18 protein-coding genes are annotated in these 15,330 nt (G+C 38.4%); 5 read left to right on the forward strand and 13 right to left on the reverse strand.

Translation table 11 applies throughout. The features are described from left to right. Positions 1–9 precede the first annotated feature (9 nt). The gene (locus AAAT26_RS04155) at positions 10–1,197 is read left to right on the forward strand and encodes an MFS transporter (RefSeq protein WP_278470471.1); all 1,188 of its coding nucleotides are present in this window, start codon (positions 10–12) and stop codon (positions 1,195–1,197) included. 76 nt (positions 1,198–1,273) lie between these two features. Here the strand turns inward: AAAT26_RS04155 and AAAT26_RS04160 are convergent, their stop codons facing one another. From AAAT26_RS04160 to AAAT26_RS04180, 5 genes are all read right to left on the reverse strand, one after another. Then, entirely contained in the window at positions 1,274–1,906 is a 633-nt protein-coding gene (locus AAAT26_RS04160) for a hypothetical protein (protein ID WP_278470468.1), read from the reverse strand. Between the two features lie 156 nt (positions 1,907–2,062). Then, entirely contained in the window at positions 2,063–3,310 is a 1,248-nt protein-coding gene (locus AAAT26_RS04165; RefSeq protein WP_008602759.1) for an L-cysteine desulfidase family protein, read from the reverse strand. A gap of 1 nt (position 3,311) precedes the next feature. Continuing rightward, positions 3,312–3,683, reverse strand: a complete 372-nt coding sequence (locus tag AAAT26_RS04170; protein WP_004698345.1) for a RidA family protein — start codon at positions 3,681–3,683, stop codon at positions 3,312–3,314. Between the two features lie 132 nt (positions 3,684–3,815). After that, a complete protein-coding gene (locus AAAT26_RS04175; RefSeq protein WP_278470466.1) occupies positions 3,816–4,595 on the reverse strand; it encodes a hypothetical protein in 780 nt (259 codons plus the stop codon). Position 4,596: 1 nt separating this feature from the next. After that, positions 4,597–5,541, reverse strand: a complete 945-nt coding sequence (locus tag AAAT26_RS04180) for a hypothetical protein (RefSeq protein WP_278470464.1) — start codon at positions 5,539–5,541, stop codon at positions 4,597–4,599. Between the two features lie 242 nt (positions 5,542–5,783). Here AAAT26_RS04180 and menA point away from each other — a divergent pair, with 242 nt between their 5' ends. Together menA and AAAT26_RS04190 are read left to right on the forward strand one after the other, a co-directional pair. Beyond that, positions 5,784–6,686 carry a 1,4-dihydroxy-2-naphthoate octaprenyltransferase gene (gene menA, locus AAAT26_RS04185; protein WP_278470461.1) on the forward strand — a complete coding sequence of 301 codons (903 nt, stop codon included), beginning with the start codon at positions 5,784–5,786 and terminating at the stop codon, positions 6,684–6,686. 142 nt (positions 6,687–6,828) lie between these two features. Beyond that, positions 6,829–7,647 carry a MetQ/NlpA family ABC transporter substrate-binding protein gene (locus AAAT26_RS04190; RefSeq protein WP_004698373.1) on the forward strand — a complete coding sequence of 273 codons (819 nt, stop codon included), beginning with the start codon at positions 6,829–6,831 and terminating at the stop codon, positions 7,645–7,647. Positions 7,648–7,686: 39 nt separating this feature from the next. On the opposite strand, the gene AAAT26_RS04195 is transcribed toward AAAT26_RS04190, so the two are convergent. The 4 genes from AAAT26_RS04195 to AAAT26_RS04210 are packed head-to-tail and all read right to left on the reverse strand — an operon-like array spanning position 7,687 to position 10,754. Further along, positions 7,687–8,082, reverse strand: a complete 396-nt coding sequence (locus AAAT26_RS04195) for a cytidine deaminase (RefSeq protein WP_004698320.1) — start codon at positions 8,080–8,082, stop codon at positions 7,687–7,689. Between the two features lie 10 nt (positions 8,083–8,092). After that, complete coding sequence (locus tag AAAT26_RS04200; RefSeq protein WP_278470458.1) at positions 8,093–9,394, reverse strand: pyrimidine-nucleoside phosphorylase; 1,302 nt, start codon at positions 9,392–9,394, stop codon at positions 8,093–8,095. A 53-nt stretch (positions 9,395–9,447) separates the two neighbouring features. After that, the gene (gene deoC, locus AAAT26_RS04205; protein ID WP_278470455.1) at positions 9,448–10,110 is read right to left on the reverse strand and encodes a deoxyribose-phosphate aldolase; all 663 of its coding nucleotides are present in this window, start codon (positions 10,108–10,110) and stop codon (positions 9,448–9,450) included. Positions 10,111–10,124: 14 nt separating this feature from the next. Continuing rightward, complete coding sequence (locus AAAT26_RS04210; RefSeq protein ID WP_128114152.1) at positions 10,125–10,754, reverse strand: 3'-5' exonuclease; 630 nt, start codon at positions 10,752–10,754, stop codon at positions 10,125–10,127. A gap of 188 nt (positions 10,755–10,942) precedes the next feature. Here AAAT26_RS04210 and pyrF point away from each other — a divergent pair, with 188 nt between their 5' ends. Both pyrF and pyrE read left to right on the forward strand, forming a co-directional pair. After that, positions 10,943–11,662 carry an orotidine-5'-phosphate decarboxylase gene (gene pyrF, locus AAAT26_RS04215; protein WP_004698328.1) on the forward strand — a complete coding sequence of 240 codons (720 nt, stop codon included), beginning with the start codon at positions 10,943–10,945 and terminating at the stop codon, positions 11,660–11,662. Next, the gene (pyrE, locus tag AAAT26_RS04220; protein WP_004698369.1) at positions 11,659–12,246 is read left to right on the forward strand and encodes an orotate phosphoribosyltransferase; all 588 of its coding nucleotides are present in this window, start codon (positions 11,659–11,661) and stop codon (positions 12,244–12,246) included. Before pyrF ends, pyrE begins: the two co-directional genes overlap by 4 nt. 276 nt (positions 12,247–12,522) lie before the next feature. On the opposite strand, the gene AAAT26_RS04225 is transcribed toward pyrE, so the two are convergent. From AAAT26_RS04225 to AAAT26_RS04240, 4 genes are all read right to left on the reverse strand, one after another. After that, complete coding sequence (locus tag AAAT26_RS04225) at positions 12,523–12,951, reverse strand: transcriptional regulator (RefSeq protein WP_128114153.1); 429 nt, start codon at positions 12,949–12,951, stop codon at positions 12,523–12,525. A 9-nt stretch (positions 12,952–12,960) separates the two neighbouring features. After that, positions 12,961–13,536, reverse strand: a complete 576-nt coding sequence (locus tag AAAT26_RS04230; RefSeq protein ID WP_008602778.1) for a DUF1700 domain-containing protein — start codon at positions 13,534–13,536, stop codon at positions 12,961–12,963. Continuing rightward, on the reverse strand, positions 13,523–13,852 hold the full coding sequence (locus AAAT26_RS04235) for a PadR family transcriptional regulator (RefSeq protein WP_004693657.1): 330 nt from the start codon (positions 13,850–13,852) through the stop codon (positions 13,523–13,525). The genes AAAT26_RS04230 and AAAT26_RS04235 overlap by 14 nt, the downstream gene beginning before the upstream one ends. A gap of 358 nt (positions 13,853–14,210) precedes the next feature. Next, a complete protein-coding gene (locus AAAT26_RS04240; protein ID WP_004693659.1) occupies positions 14,211–15,308 on the reverse strand; it encodes a S1C family serine protease in 1,098 nt (365 codons plus the stop codon). Between the last annotated feature and the right edge of the window lie 22 nt (positions 15,309–15,330).

Raw genomic sequence — 15,330 nt, forward strand, 5'->3', positions numbered from 1 at the left:
ACCACTACTATGAAAAAATATTACCCTTATCTCATTACGGTGAGTCATATGATTAACGACTCCTGTCAAAGTGTATTACCTGCCCTCTTGCCATTATTTATCTACACTTATGGACTTAGTTTAGAGCAGGCAGGCTTTCTCATATTAGCCAATACAGCATTATCTTCATTGTTACAGCCATTATTAGGTTATGTCTCTGACAAGATCAATCAGCCACGGCTAATCGCCTTAGGTGTTCTGCTCTCAGCTTGTAGCACAGGTGCCATGGGTTTTGTAACCTCTTATGAAAGCTTGCTTGTTTGTGCTACCTTAGCTGGTGTAGGCTCCTCTATCTTCCACCCTGAAGGAGCGAAAATCATGAATCGCCTGGGAGGTGGTAAAAAAGGTAAAGCCATGGGTACCTTCGCCATCGGTGGTAGCTCTGGTTTTGCCATCGGTCCACTCTTTGCGGGCTCTATTGCCTATACAGTAGGACCTCATGGACTGGCAGCTTTCACCATAGTGGGGCTTATTATCTCAACGGTTTTGTTCGTCCTCATGCCGTGCATAGTAACTCAAGCACGCACTATCGACCAAGCGGTAGCTATGGAAAACCCTACACTAGTGGCTAAGCCGCTAAAGAATTACTGGAAATACTTTGGTATCTTGTTTATTATCATCCTAAGCCAATCAGTAAACTTCCGCGTTATCAATGCATTTATTCCTATCTTCTGGACTCGTGAACTCGGCACTAGCCCAGAGCAAGGTAGCTTTGCATTAACCATATTCTTTAGTATCGGTATCTTCATGACATATATTGGCGGTCTATTAGGCGACAAATATGGTCCCATTAAAATCATTAGACTATCCCTATTGATTTGGTTGCCAGCCATGTTCCTATTAACAGAAGTGCCAACCTTCTCCCCTGTTATCATGATGCCTATAGCCTATATGTTACTACTCATGATTGGCGCTGCTAAAGCTCTTAGCTACAGCCCCGTTATCGTACTAGGCCAAACCTACCTTGCTAAAAGCATCGGCTTTGCGTCCGGTATTACCCTCGGGGTGAGCCAAACTATCGGCGGTATCATCGCACCTGTAGTAGGTAACCTTGCGGATACCTATTCTTTACCTGCCGCTATGATGACACTCGTACCATTCCTAGTAGTAGGTCTTGGGGCTTCATTGATACTTAAAGATCCTAAAAAATTACAATAAAAAAGGCTGTTGTTTCTAAATTGGAAACAACGGTTTTTTAGTATCAAAATATTTGAATTTTTGCCAAATTATATATTTATACCTTATCTAGTTCTTTCAGTCTATCTTCCATAATAGATATTTTAATCAATGCCCTTTGCTTCTTTAAATCTGCTACAGTTCCCAGTAATATAGCTATGCAAAATGTATTTAACAACAAAAAAACAAAATCAATAATTATTGTATGCTTTAAATATCCTATTACGACAAGGAAAACACTAATCACAAAGAAAATTCCGTAAAACCACCAAGCACGCCCTCCTGGAAGCTCCATAAATAAAGCTACTAACCATCCAGCAAAAGAGACAACAAGAGTAAATAAAGAAATCATAGATAAAAAATCAAAATAAACAGTAGTAATCATAAACTCTTTAGTGGCTGGTCCTAATACAATTACTTGAGTAGCTAAATCTAATCCATAAGTGAAAATTCCCGCACTTATCACACCAAATACAACGGAACTCCATATAAAAGTAAACTTACTGTCTAATTCTGCTCGTCCTTTAATTATTTCCCAGCTCAAATCACGCACTGAAAGATTTTTTATCTCATCGCAAATTTTCAATTTGTATGTACGCCAATATCTTTTATCTGCACTCGGAAATACTTTATGATAAAAATAAACAAACTTTTGGGGAAAGCTAGCTTTTTTAGGTAATAACACACTCATATAAACACACCTCAAACTATCTAGATTATAATTAGAATATCTTATTCTAATATACCTTTATATATCACCAACTATACATCATATCCTTAGTAAGGCTAAGAAAACAACCCCCTTTGCAAAAATTTTTCTGCATCGGGGGTTAATTTATTTTAAAACTTAGTGTTTTAGCATTTCATTCAATATAACTACGTCCGTTTCTTTCATACCTTGTGCCACAGCACCAATACTGCGGATAGTTTCATCAACGGAGTATGCTACAAGGCCATCGCCTTTTTGGTAGTTTTTGTTAAGGCGAGCTTGTTTATATCCCATAAAGGCGCCATCAAGGGAAATTGCAATTTTACCTGCACAGGATGGTTTCGCACCATCACATACGATACCAGATAGACTTGCAAGACCATTTACAAGGGTATTCTCAATGATATCTTTACTATCACCTTTCAAAAAGGCTATGCCTGCTACGCTTACCACACCGGCAGATACAACGCCACAGTATGCAGACAATTTACCAATACCAGATTTAACGTAAAGAGTTAGCAAGTTAGCAAAGACGAGAGCGCGATACAATTCATCTTCACTTTTACCAAGTTCCTCGGCAGTCGTAATGATTGGTACAGACACGGTTAAACCTTGATTACCAGAGCCAGAGCAGATAACGACAGGCAAAGGACAACCACTCATACGCGCATCAGAGCCAGCTGCGGCACGAGCCTTACATTTCGTTTCGAGAGATGGATTTTCTTCATCTAACAATAACAATTGTCCAATATTAGATCCATAATCATTGGATAGACCTTCCTTAGAAATTGCAGTATTATACTCAACTTGCTGTTTAATTTGAGGTAGGATACCAGAAATATCACCTGTTAAAGCAAATTCGTAAATGCTATCGAAGGTCATGGCATATTCTGTTTTAGCCGCTTTCTTGATTTCATTGACTGTTTCAGAGACAATCTCGCCATCTACTGATACATAGGTTACATTCGTATGGTCATTTTCAATGCGAACAACCGCTGTATGTTCATCTGTTTCTGCAGTGATTTCTATATATAGATTATCTACGCCTTCAGCAAGTGAAACGGTACAGAAGTTAGCATCAAGCAATGTACCAAGCCATTTGCGATCTTCGTCTGTAGCAGATTCCAACACCTCAAGTTCACGCTCTGGATGACCTACAATAGCACCCAGTGTAGCGGCCGCCGTTAGTCCTTTTCGCCCCCCAGAATTTGGAATGACTACAGATTTTACATTTTTGATAATATTCGCGCTGCATCTTGCGTGAATATGGTTAGGAAACTCATCTAAAACAGAGACTGCCTTCGCAGCCGCATAAGCCAATGCAATTGGCTCAGTACAACCGAAGGCAGGACGCATCTCTGACTGTAACAAAGAAATATAATCCATCTTATACTTCCGCAATAATTTCCACTTCTACAATAACGCCTAATGGAAGGTCTTTTACTGCTACACATGAACGAGCTGGTTTAGAAGTGAAATATTTAGCATACACTTCATTAAATGCTTTGAAATCACCAATATCAGCTAAGAAGCAAGTTGTTTTAACAACCTTGGAAAAGTCTGTACCAGCTTCAGTCAATACGGCTTCAATATTTTTGCATACTTGTTCAGTTTGCTCTACAATGCCCCCTTCAACAACTGTACCAGTTGCAGGATTGAGTGGAATTTGACCAGAAGCAAATAATAAACCGCCAACCACTTTAGCTTGAGAGTAAGGGCCTACTGCTGCTGGTGCTTTGTCTGTAGAAATTGTTTTCATGATAAATCTCCTTTTATAAATAAATATAAATTAATATGACTATATTTAAGGCGAGAAACTCATGTTGATGCCTCAATATATATGACTTACCTCAATATATCACATATAAAATAAAAGTACGTATATAACCAATTATTTAATTGATTTGAATGCATTGTCAAATATTGGTTTGAAATAATCACGTTGTACATCAGTTGTTATACCTACATACAACACTGGTTTTCCTGGCTTCAACACAAATGCAGCATTTGCATAGAGTGGAGTTTGTACATTTCCATCTGCATATAACAAGCGAGAGCTTGCTGCATATGTTTGATATTTTGTACCAGCCACCGGATGTACTTGTTCTGCATTTTCTACGGTTAGAGTTTTAAGTGTTTTAGGCATAATCGTTGCTTTTTGGGGATCACGACTAGATACATTAATAGGTCCATTTAAAGGAACTACCGTTGTGCTAGTGGGAATCTGTTTATTTATTGTTCCTAATAGAAGTTGCTCTGTTACAGGATCAATTTGACCTTTATCAAGAGCGGCCATTGCCGCTATAAACATAGGGTCATTAGCCTTTTCTTTAGCCACTTGTTGCGCTATTTGTTTAACATCTACAGCCACTACGAATGCATCTTTTTGACCAGTTTTATCTGCCCCTTGCAATTGGTATATATCAAAATTAGTACCAAAGTTTTGGAAAAATTCCTTTGCCATCATATTCGACATCGTAGATTTTGAAGGTTCTTCATTTAATTGTTTTTCTACAAAATCACGTGTATTTGTTTTGGATGCAGAAACAACAGTTACATTGTTAGGCACTATCATGGATCCTGCAATTGTTTGTACATCCTTAGCAAAACCTACGCCAGATACAGTACCCATTAGGCAAGCTGCACAAGCCAATACTTTCAAAGATTTCATATTATTTTCCTCCCTTGAGAGATTGTGTTTGATACATATGATTCAACTCATTAGCCCAATAATCATGGCTAGAGTCATCAGACATTAAAAGCTGTAAAGATACACCTTTATCTGTAGGAACAGCATAACCAATTAAGGAATAGGTATTTCTAAAGCCATCATATTTTAGACTACCGCGTAAATCGCCTGTCACAGCTGTACCATAGCGTGTTTGAACAGGTTTATAGGCCACATGCGTTGCATCTAGGCTTACTTGTTTTGCCATAAAGTCTACATAAGAACGGACCTCTTCTATACTTTTAGGAGATGATTTCTTATCTGTGGCAAGCATTTTATCAAAGACACCTATAATTTGAGAAGGTAACTTATCATTTATCGTTTTTAGATCTTTAGATAATTTAGCACCTTCAATAGTATTGCTCTTCAGGCCTTGTAATTGTTGTTGGGCCGTCTCTTTGGAGTAAGATTCTACATATTTAGAGATAGAATGCTTTAATGCAGCTTTTTCCGCATCTGACCCCTTCTCTAAAATAGTCTTATTCATACCTATAACTTGATCAATTGCATTTTTAGAATAGTTAATAACAATTAAACCACCTATATGATGTCCTTGTTTATCAGTACCTTGCAGTTGATAGAAGGAGTAACCATCAAGAAAATCCCCCTTCACTGGTTCAACAGCTACACCAGTCTGTACTTTCACAACATTATTAATAGTATCAACAGCAGATTTATTTGCTACTTTGAGAAATTTATCTTGTTCTTGATTACGCAATCTTGCATCAGTAGAAATATGCACAACTTCTACAGCTTTCACAGTTGGGGAAGTTGTGCCGTACATACCATAACCTAAATCTACCGTATCAGCACATGCCACTGCCCCCATACCCACAGTTAAACAGGTGGCACAAGCCAATGTCATCAACTTTTTATTGAGAGTTCTCATAAGACACCTCACCTTTTTAACAATACACTATATATAGATTGTTAGATAATCTATGCAGTATATATTAAGAGTTTAAAGGAGAATCTATACTGCATATATTAATTATTATACTATATCGACATATATAACTGTATAGTATAATTTACAAGCTTACCTTTCTGCTATACAATACATAAATAGACATGTAAAGATGATATATGTATGAGAAATGGAAAGGAGTGCACACTCGGTGTGCTTTTAACATGATACAAGAATTAATTCCTCTCACTAGGCCTCGCACATTAGCTGCTGCATTGGGGCCTACCATTTTAGGTGCCGCCTTTAGTTATTATGCATTTGGTGCTGCTCAGGGTACAGGTCTTGCCATTTTCCATACAATGCTCATATTTTTAGCTGTTGTAACAGCCCAAATTGTAGCTAATTTATGGAATGAATATAAAGACTTTAAATCTGGACTCGATGCTGGTCAAAAGGTAGGTAATGCTGGTTCTATCACACGTGGCGTTATAACACCAGAGCTCATTATAACGATGATTAAAGTACTCATGTTTGTACCCATTATTATTGGTCTTTATTTATCTGCTACTATAACTTGGTACTACATCCCGGTAGGCTTCCTATGTATTCTAATTAGTTTCCTTTACTCTGGCGGTCCAAAACCAATTTCTCGAACACCATTTGGAGAAATTTCCTCTGGTATCGCCATGGGTTTTGCTATCGTACTCATTACAGGCTATGCTTGGACACGAGAATTATCCTTAGCCCTGTTAATTCCTGCAATTTCATCTACATTGCTAGTTGGTTCCATCATGTTGACGAATAATATCCGAGATATTCGTAATGATGAAAGCCATGGACGTCACACGTTGCCAATCGTGCTTGGTCGTGAAAGAGCACTCAGCTTAATGAGTATCTCATATATTTTCAATTTTATTTGGATCATTGCTTGGATTATAGTAGGCCATATGACATGGTTCGCCTTATTAGCATTCCTTGCAGCACCACTAGCTTTCAAAACAATTCATACATTATCTACCAATACAGATGAGTTCCAACTAGATAAGGCTATGGGTACTACCGCTGGGGCAGCTATGATTTATCAACTAATGTGGGCGATTGGACTTATCATGGGCAAATTATTTTAAAAATGAACATACTTATATTATAGGTTCTCCATAGTTTTTAGTTATGGAGAACCTATAATAATTCCTTCTTGATAGATAGGAAATTATTTAGTACTATAGATTTAATGTTTTATATGTAATTATTGTATAAGGAGTGTGTCTAATGAGAAAATTTTTAGCATTGGCAGCTACTGTAATCCTTGGCGGCGCTTTATTAATCGCAGGCTGTGGTAACGACAACAAACAAGCTGCTAGCGATGGCAAACAAGTATTAAAAATTGGGGCAACAGCAGTACCTCACGCAGAAATTTTGGAACAAGTTAAACCAATCTTAGCAAAAGATGGTATCGAATTAAAAATCACTGAATTTACTGATTACAACACACCTAACTTGGCTTTAGGGGACAAAGAAATTGATGCCAACTTCTTCCAACACGTACCTTACATGGAGGAATTCGCAAAAGCTCACAAACTTGACTTAGTATCTGCCGGTGGTGTTCATCTTGAGCCAATGGGTTTATACTCCCGTAAAATCAAAGATTTGAAAGATCTTCCAAAAGGCGCTAAAATCGCTATTCCTAATGACCCTACAAACGGTGGCCGTGCATTATTGTTATTACAAAAACAAGGTCTAATTACATTAAAAGACTCTACAAACATCTTATCTACAGTGCAAGATATTACTGCGAACCCTAACGAATATCAATTCGTAGAATTAGAAGCAGCACAAGTACCTCGTTCCCTTGACGATGTAGCCTTAGCCGCTATCAACACTAACTTTGCATTAAACGCAGGTCTTAACCCTGGCAAAGATGCATTGGCAATTGAAAATAACGATTCCCCTTACGTAAATATCGTAACTGTACTTAAAGGCAATGAAAATGACCCTCGCATCAAAAAATTGATGGCTGCACTTCATAGTCCTGAAATTATCAAATTCATCCAAGAAAAATACCAAGGTGCTATTGTTCCTGCATTCTAAGGTATACCAAAAAGAGACCACATCAACGTGGTCTCTTTTTTATATGTTATCGGCCCCAAATCTAAAAGGTAATAAACCTTCTAATTCAACAACTGTATAGTCCCCTCTTAAATTCGCCATTATAATACGAGGTATTTCAAATTCAGAAATCACCTGACGACAAGCACCACATGGTGCACAAGGCCCTTCCGTATCAGCAACTACGGCAAGGGCTTTAAATTTTGTTTGCCCTTCCGACACAGCCTTAAATATAGCAGTTCTCTCCGCACAATTAGTTAATCCATAAGAAGCGTTTTCTATATTACACCCTTCATAGATGGTTCCATCTTCGCAAAGAAGGGCTGCGCCCACACCAAAATGTGAATAAGGACTATAGGTTTTGTCGCGAGCCACAATAGCACGATTGATGAGCTTTTGAATATCCTTTTCTTTCATATTGCACTCCTCACTCTACAACATCTAGTATAGTATCCACTACTTTAGGTGCAGTATTACCAATAGTAATCGCCGCTAAATAGGTCTGGGCCGCATTAGTGAATAAGCTTTCATCAGAAGCATATAGTGTAGCTATCCTTTCACCCATTCTGACAGCGTCCCCAGTTTTTTTGTGCATTACAATACCTGCACTATAATCGATGGGGCCATCTTTAACGGTCCGACCAGCTCCAAGCATAACGGATGCAATCCCGCATTGTTCTGTATTCATATGGGTAATATAACCGTCTTGAGGCGCTATCACATCATAGGTAAACTGGCCGATTGTCAATATACTTTCATCATCGATAACGCGGCTATCTCCTCCTTGAGCATCAACCATTAAACGTAATCGTTCTAGGGCTACGCCAGAATCTAATGCTTGTTGCACACGATTAAGAGCAGTTTCATAATCACACATATGACTCAATACGAGCATATGAGCAGCCATGATAATACATTCATGCGTTAAATCCTCTGGACCATGACCTTTCAACGTATCAATAACCTCGCGAATCTCCAAAGCATTTCCAATAGCATGGCCTAGCGGTCGATCCATATCCGTCAAAATAGCCTTAACTGAACGACCATTTTCCTTTCCAATATCTACCATTGCTTTAGCCAATTCACTAGCATCCTCTATGTTTTTCATAAAGGCACCACTGCCAACCTTTACATCTAACAAAATTGCTTGAGCACCAGAAGCCAATTTTTTGCTCATAACAGAGGATGCAATAAGAGGGATACTATCAACAGTTCCCGTCACATCGCGCAAAGCATATAGCTTTTTATCAGCAGGTGCAAGCCCTTCCGACTGACCAATAACAGCAAGACCAATTTTATTAACTTGATTGATAAAAGCATCTTGCTCTAAAGATACCTTTAAATTTGGAATAGATTCCATCTTATCAATAGTGCCACCTGTATGACCAAGTCCACGTCCAGACATCTTAGCCACCTTGCCTCCACAAGCGGCTACGAGAGGCGCAATAATAAGTGTGGTCTTATCTCCTACGCCACCTGTACTATGTTTATCTACGGTGATCCCATCAATATTCGATAAGTCTACCATATTACCTGATTGAGCCATAGCCAAGGTCAAAGTTCCTAGTTCGCGAGCATTCATACCATTAAAAACTATGGTCATCAAGAGCGCACTCACTTGGTAATCAGGGATTTCCCCCTTTACATAGCCATCTATGACAAAGCGGATTTCTTTATCTGATAACGGCAAGTCCGCCCTTTTCTTCAGAATAATATCATACATACGCATAGTTACACCGCCATTCTAAGAAACCACCTAAGCATAGCCTAGGTGGTTTTCTATTATACTTCTTCGTTCAAGTGATTCTTTAATAACTCTACAGCTGCACTGGCTCCAATTCGGCTACAACCTTCTGCAATATAGGCTTTCATATCCGTAATAGAGCGAATACCCCCTGCGGCCTTAATCTGTACATTAGGACCAATATGCTTTTTAAAGAGTCTAATATCTTCAAGGCTTGCACCGCCGCTACCAAATCCAGTAGATGTTTTAATATAGTCTGCGCCACCATTTGTAATACATTTGCAAAGCGCTACCTTTTCAGAATCTGTAAGATAACAAGTTTCAATGATAACTTTTAAAATCTTATCACCACAAGCCTTCTTAAGCGCCTCAATTTCGCTAGTTACCGCTTCAAAATCACCTTGCTTTACATCTCCAAGATTAATAACCATATCAATTTCAGAAGCGCCCTCTTCAATAGCCTGTTTCGTTTCGGCCACCTTTACCTCTGTTGTTTCATATCCTAAAGGGAACCCGATAACGGTACATATGTTAAGTTCTGGATATGCTTCATGGGCGGATGCTACAAAATCTGGAGGAATACAAACAGATGCAGTTTTATACCTTAAACCATCCTCACAAACTTCTTTAATATCATCCCATGTGGCTATAGGACGCAATAATGTATGATCTACATAAGCTAATAATTCTTTCCCCAACATAGTACCTCTCCTTACTAAAAGAACGACATTTGTTCTGGTTCTGGCTCTTTATGTAATGCATCTTGAGCAGAGCGATTTTTATCATCAATGAATGGTTCTAATGGTACGCCTGTAATCTTTAATAAATCTGGTAAACTATTAACGCCTTTTAACTTAGCAGCTTCTAATACAACCTTTGCACAAGTCTCTGCATCATCCAGTGCATAGTGATGTTTAAACTCAACTCCAATGTATGCGGCCATTGTATTCAACTTATGATTAACCAAATCAGGCCATACCGCACGTGAAAGTTTAACTGTACATGCATAATCTAGTTCTGGCCAAGGGATTTTATAATAATCTAAAGTAGCACGCAATACGTTCATATCGAATTTCGCATTGTGAGCCACCATAATATTCCCTTTTAAATGATTTTCATAAATGGCATTCCACAACTGATCAAAGGTCTTTTCATGAATAACATCCTTCGGTTGGATACCATGAATTTCAATACATTCATCATCAAAACTCATAAACGGAGGCTTGATGAGGCTATATGCCTTTTTGGTAATTTGTCCGTCCTTTACGGTAATAACCGCCAAGGAGCACGCACTATTTTTAAATTTATTTGCTGTTTCAAAGTCTAATGCAACAAAATCTAACATAGGACTCCTTTCAAAATCTATATATAAGAATTATATTCATTTACTCTACTTATTATAGCATGAAATAGACTATAATCTACTGTTCAAAGGTGACCAATAATCACCTCATTCACACCAATTTTAATTGACAGATAGGCCCTCAGTATGTGAAAATTATTTAGATATGTATGTAGTATGGAGGTTGCAACATGGCAGATGACAGATTAATCGTTGCCCTTGACGTATCCACGATGGATGCAGTGAAAGAAATCGTATTATCCCTCGGTGATTCGGTTAGCTTTTACAAGGTCGGCATGGAGCTATTCTACGCCGAAGGAGCAAAAACAATTCGTTTTTTACAGGAGCAAAACAAACAAGTATTTCTTGATTTGAAATTGCACGACATTCCAAATACCGTAGCCCATGGCGTAGCTTCCTTAACACGTCTCGGCGCTAGTTTAATTACTTTACATGGTCAAGGTGGTCCTGTCATGATGAAAGCTGCTGTTGAGGCAGCTCGTGAGAGTGGCAAAGAACTAGGCGTGGAACGCCCAAAATTATTAGCCATCACCGCATTAACTAGCTTTGACGATGAATCTTGGACTGCTATTGGTGGTCAGCTACCAATTTCCGACCAAGTCATTCGACTTGCAAAACTCGCTAAGGACTGTGGTATGGATGGTGTTGTATGTTCCGCATTAGAAGCTAAAATGATTCGGGAAGCATGTGGCGATGACTTCCTCATCGTTACCCCTGGTATTCGCCCTTCCTTTGCAACAACAGACGACCAAAAACGGGTTGCTACACCAGCTAGTGCATTACAAGATGGAGCATCTCGCCTTGTTATCGGTCGACCTATTACACAAGCCGAAAACCCTCGTGAAGCGGTTCGTTTAATTATTGAAGAAATGGAGAAAGTATCCAAATGATGACAGAACAAGAAGTAAAACAATTACTGATCGACACTCAAGCTATTTTAGAAGGTCACTTCCTTTTGACATCTGGTCTCCACAGTCCAATGTACGTTGAAAAATTCAATGTATTACAACACCCAAAATATACTGAAAAACTTTGTAAAGAATTAGCTGAACGCTTCCGCGATCAAAATGTGGAACTTGTTATTGGACCTATGACTGGCGGCATCTTACTTGCTCACGAAGTAGGTAAAGCTCTTGGCACTCGTGCTATCTTCACAGAACGTGAAAAAGGCATAATGACATTGCGTCGTGGCTTTAAAATCGAGCCAGGCACTCGTGTCCTTATCGTAGAAGATATCGTAACAACTGGTGGTTCTGTACAAGAAGTAGTAAATGTTGTCAACCAATCCGGTGGTGAAATCGTAGGTGTAGGCCTTCTTGTTAACCGTTCTGGGGGCAAAGCAGAATTCGGTGTACCTCATGAAAAGGTACAAGCATTACTTAATCTTGAAGTTCCAACTTATAAACCTGAAGAATGCCCTCTTTGCAAAGACGGCGTAGCTATGACAGAACGCGGTTCTAAACACATCAAATAATTTTTTAACGACCTATATACATGCATAGGTCGTTTTTCATTAGGAAGTTAATAAAATATTCCCAGTCCATCAACTACTGTCTATATTTATAAATAGATACAAAAAGAGCTCCTTCACTGAGGAGCTCTTTTTGTTTGTGTGTAGTTATTGTGTGTAAGAGAGAGATTCTGATACGAATGTATCACATAGAGTATGTGGCTCTATGGTGGCCATGAATGCACTTTCATGACCACGTACTCTATAATCTTATAAGAGAAATGGACTCATAAAGTATCGTTAGTTTTGTGTAGCTTGTGGCACACCTTGTTCACTTTGTTGTTGTGGTGCATTACCATTAGTTTGTTGAGGTGGTTGGCCTTGCATAGGCATTTGACCTTGTGGAGGCATTTGACCATTTGAATGCATATGCTGGCCATTATTTGGTCCCATACCATCTTGAGGCATCATTTGGTTTTGACCATTTTGGTGCATATGCTCGCCATTATTTGGCCCCATGCCATCTTGAGGCATCATTTGATTATTTCCATCCATCATATGTTTATCCATATATTTATTAGGACCATCATGTCTATGTGGCTTTCTAAACTGTTGTTCATTCGTTTTCATCCATTCACCAAAATTAGGTAAATCATTAACAGCAAAAGATGTACATGCCCCAACAGCACAAATTACGGTTAAAATCGCTGTTATTATAATTCGTCTCATAAATCCTCCTTAGTCCACATTGCGGAAGTAACGTTCACGCACACCGCGAAGCTCTGTACCAACAAAGACGCATGTAAGTCCACCAAATAGACCTACACCACCAAGTGCCACTAAAGTTACAATGGACAATACTGGAAATGCAGTAACATTCTCAAATGGTTGCCATGAGCTACCTAGTAAGAACAAGATAGCCGGTGTAATAATGAATATAAGAGCACCTACAATATAGGATAAGGCACTTCCAATAGAGAGCAAAGTCTTAGATGCTTTTTTAGCCATCCCCGGTAATTGAGGTAAAAGACGCTCTTTATAATCATCAAATCGTGCATAAATTTCCTGCATATTAACGGATTTACTTTCACTACCATCTTGATTCATTGTGTCTGTAATGATACCTGCATCTACGTAGGATGCATATATTTCCTCTGGAGTCCCTAAGGATTTAATGATCTCACTATCGGTAAGACCCTTTTCATAACCTACCGCAAAATGTTCTTCATAAACCTCTATAATACTCTCCACATCTGCAACACGTGCTTTTTTAAATATATTACGCAATGCATCCAAAAAGCTATTTTTGTTCATTATTATCGACTCCTTTCAACAGCATATTGATAACACCAGAAAAATCATCCCATTCTTGACGCATCTTGTTATATGCTGCACGGCCTTCGTTCGTGATATGATAGTATTTCCGTGATGGGCCTGTAGAAGACTCCTTTAAATACGTTTCAACATACTTTTCTTTTTTCAGTCTGTTAAACAATGGATATATCGTTCCTTCAGATATTTCAATATATTCTGAAATGGTGCTTACGATTTCGTATCCGTAGCGATCATTTTGTGTTAATAATGCTAGCACCAGCATGTCCATAACACCTTTTTTTAATTGAACTTGCATAGTTCCTCCCTTTTAGGCTGTACTTGCCTGCCAATGTGAAAGCTCTCTTACGGTCACTATCATGTACTGACAAATACATAATAACATAAGGTACCTCGGAACGCAAGGTACTTTGTAAAAAAATATTAGAACTTAATATATTTTTTTCTATTTCTAATCTATAAACACAGTTAATTTCTGCATTTATAGGAAAAATTTTTTCAAAAAAATTTTCTTATTTATGGTATTTTTTATACAAAATCTATTAAAGCACCCTATTATAACTAAAAATCCTCATCTAAAAGATGAGGATTTTCTAACACTACAAAAGAAAGTAATGCATTATTGGAATACTTAATTAAATTTTATTTACTAGATTCTAATTTGAAGACGCTTCCCCTAATTTAAGCTGTGCGCTCTTCATTTTGCCGTTATGAGTATAGGATACCAAAATTGTATCTCCAGGGCTCTTAGCATCAATTTGTTCTTTTAATTCGAGTAAGGTAGTAATATCTTTACCATCAATTTGTGCAATCGTATCCCCTTCTACGAGACCAGCTTGTGCAGCAGGACCATTAGAATCAAGTTGAACAACAAGAAGTCCATCACCTTCATAGGTTACATTATTGCGCGCTGCAGTTTGACGGTCTACAGCCCACACCCCAATATAAGGGCGAATGACCTTACCATTTTTAATAATAGAATCAACAATTGTCATCGCAGAATTAATTGGAATAGCAAAGCCCATACCTTCAATTCCCTCTTTAGAGATTTTAGAGCTATTGATACCAATTAACTCACCATCTGCATTAATAAGCGCACCACCTGAGTTACCTGGATTAATGGCTGCATCAGTTTGAATCAATGGGAATCGTTGACCTTGATCATCAATTGTACGTGCTAAGGCACTAATAACACCAGAGGTAACTGAACCTTTAAACTCAAGACCTAAAGGATTGCCAATAGCAATAGCTGGCTCCCCTACTTGCAAGGAGTCAGAGTCACCAATTTTGATAGGTTTAATATCTTTTGGAGGTTTAATTTTTACAACTGCTAAGTCCGTCTGTGAATCTGAACCTATAACAGTCCCCGTCACCGTACTGCCATCAGACAATGATACTGTAACCTCCCCATTTCTAGCCCCCGCTACCACATGTTTATTTGTTATAATATGTCCGTCATTATCGATAAGCACACCAGATCCGACACCTTCTCCAGCATAGATAGTACGGTTAAAAATATCCTTTTGAAATACTTGTGTTGTAATCCCTACTACAGCTGGCCCAGATTCTTTAGCTGCTTGTACTACATAGGTATTACGCGTTTCAGTAATAGGCTTAGTCTGTTTAGTTTGTTCTCTCACGTTTGTTGGTTGCGTATTAACAGGGCTGCCAAAGAAATAGTATCCTCCGCCTACCCCAATACCCAAAGCAAGAATACACGCAATTACTGTTTTCTTATATTTTGAAAATGTCATGTAGATCTCCTTATATTCTTCT

The organism is Veillonella parvula (genome assembly GCF_040094895.1).
Lineage (GTDB): Bacteria > Bacillota > Negativicutes > Veillonellales > Veillonellaceae > Veillonella > Veillonella parvula_L.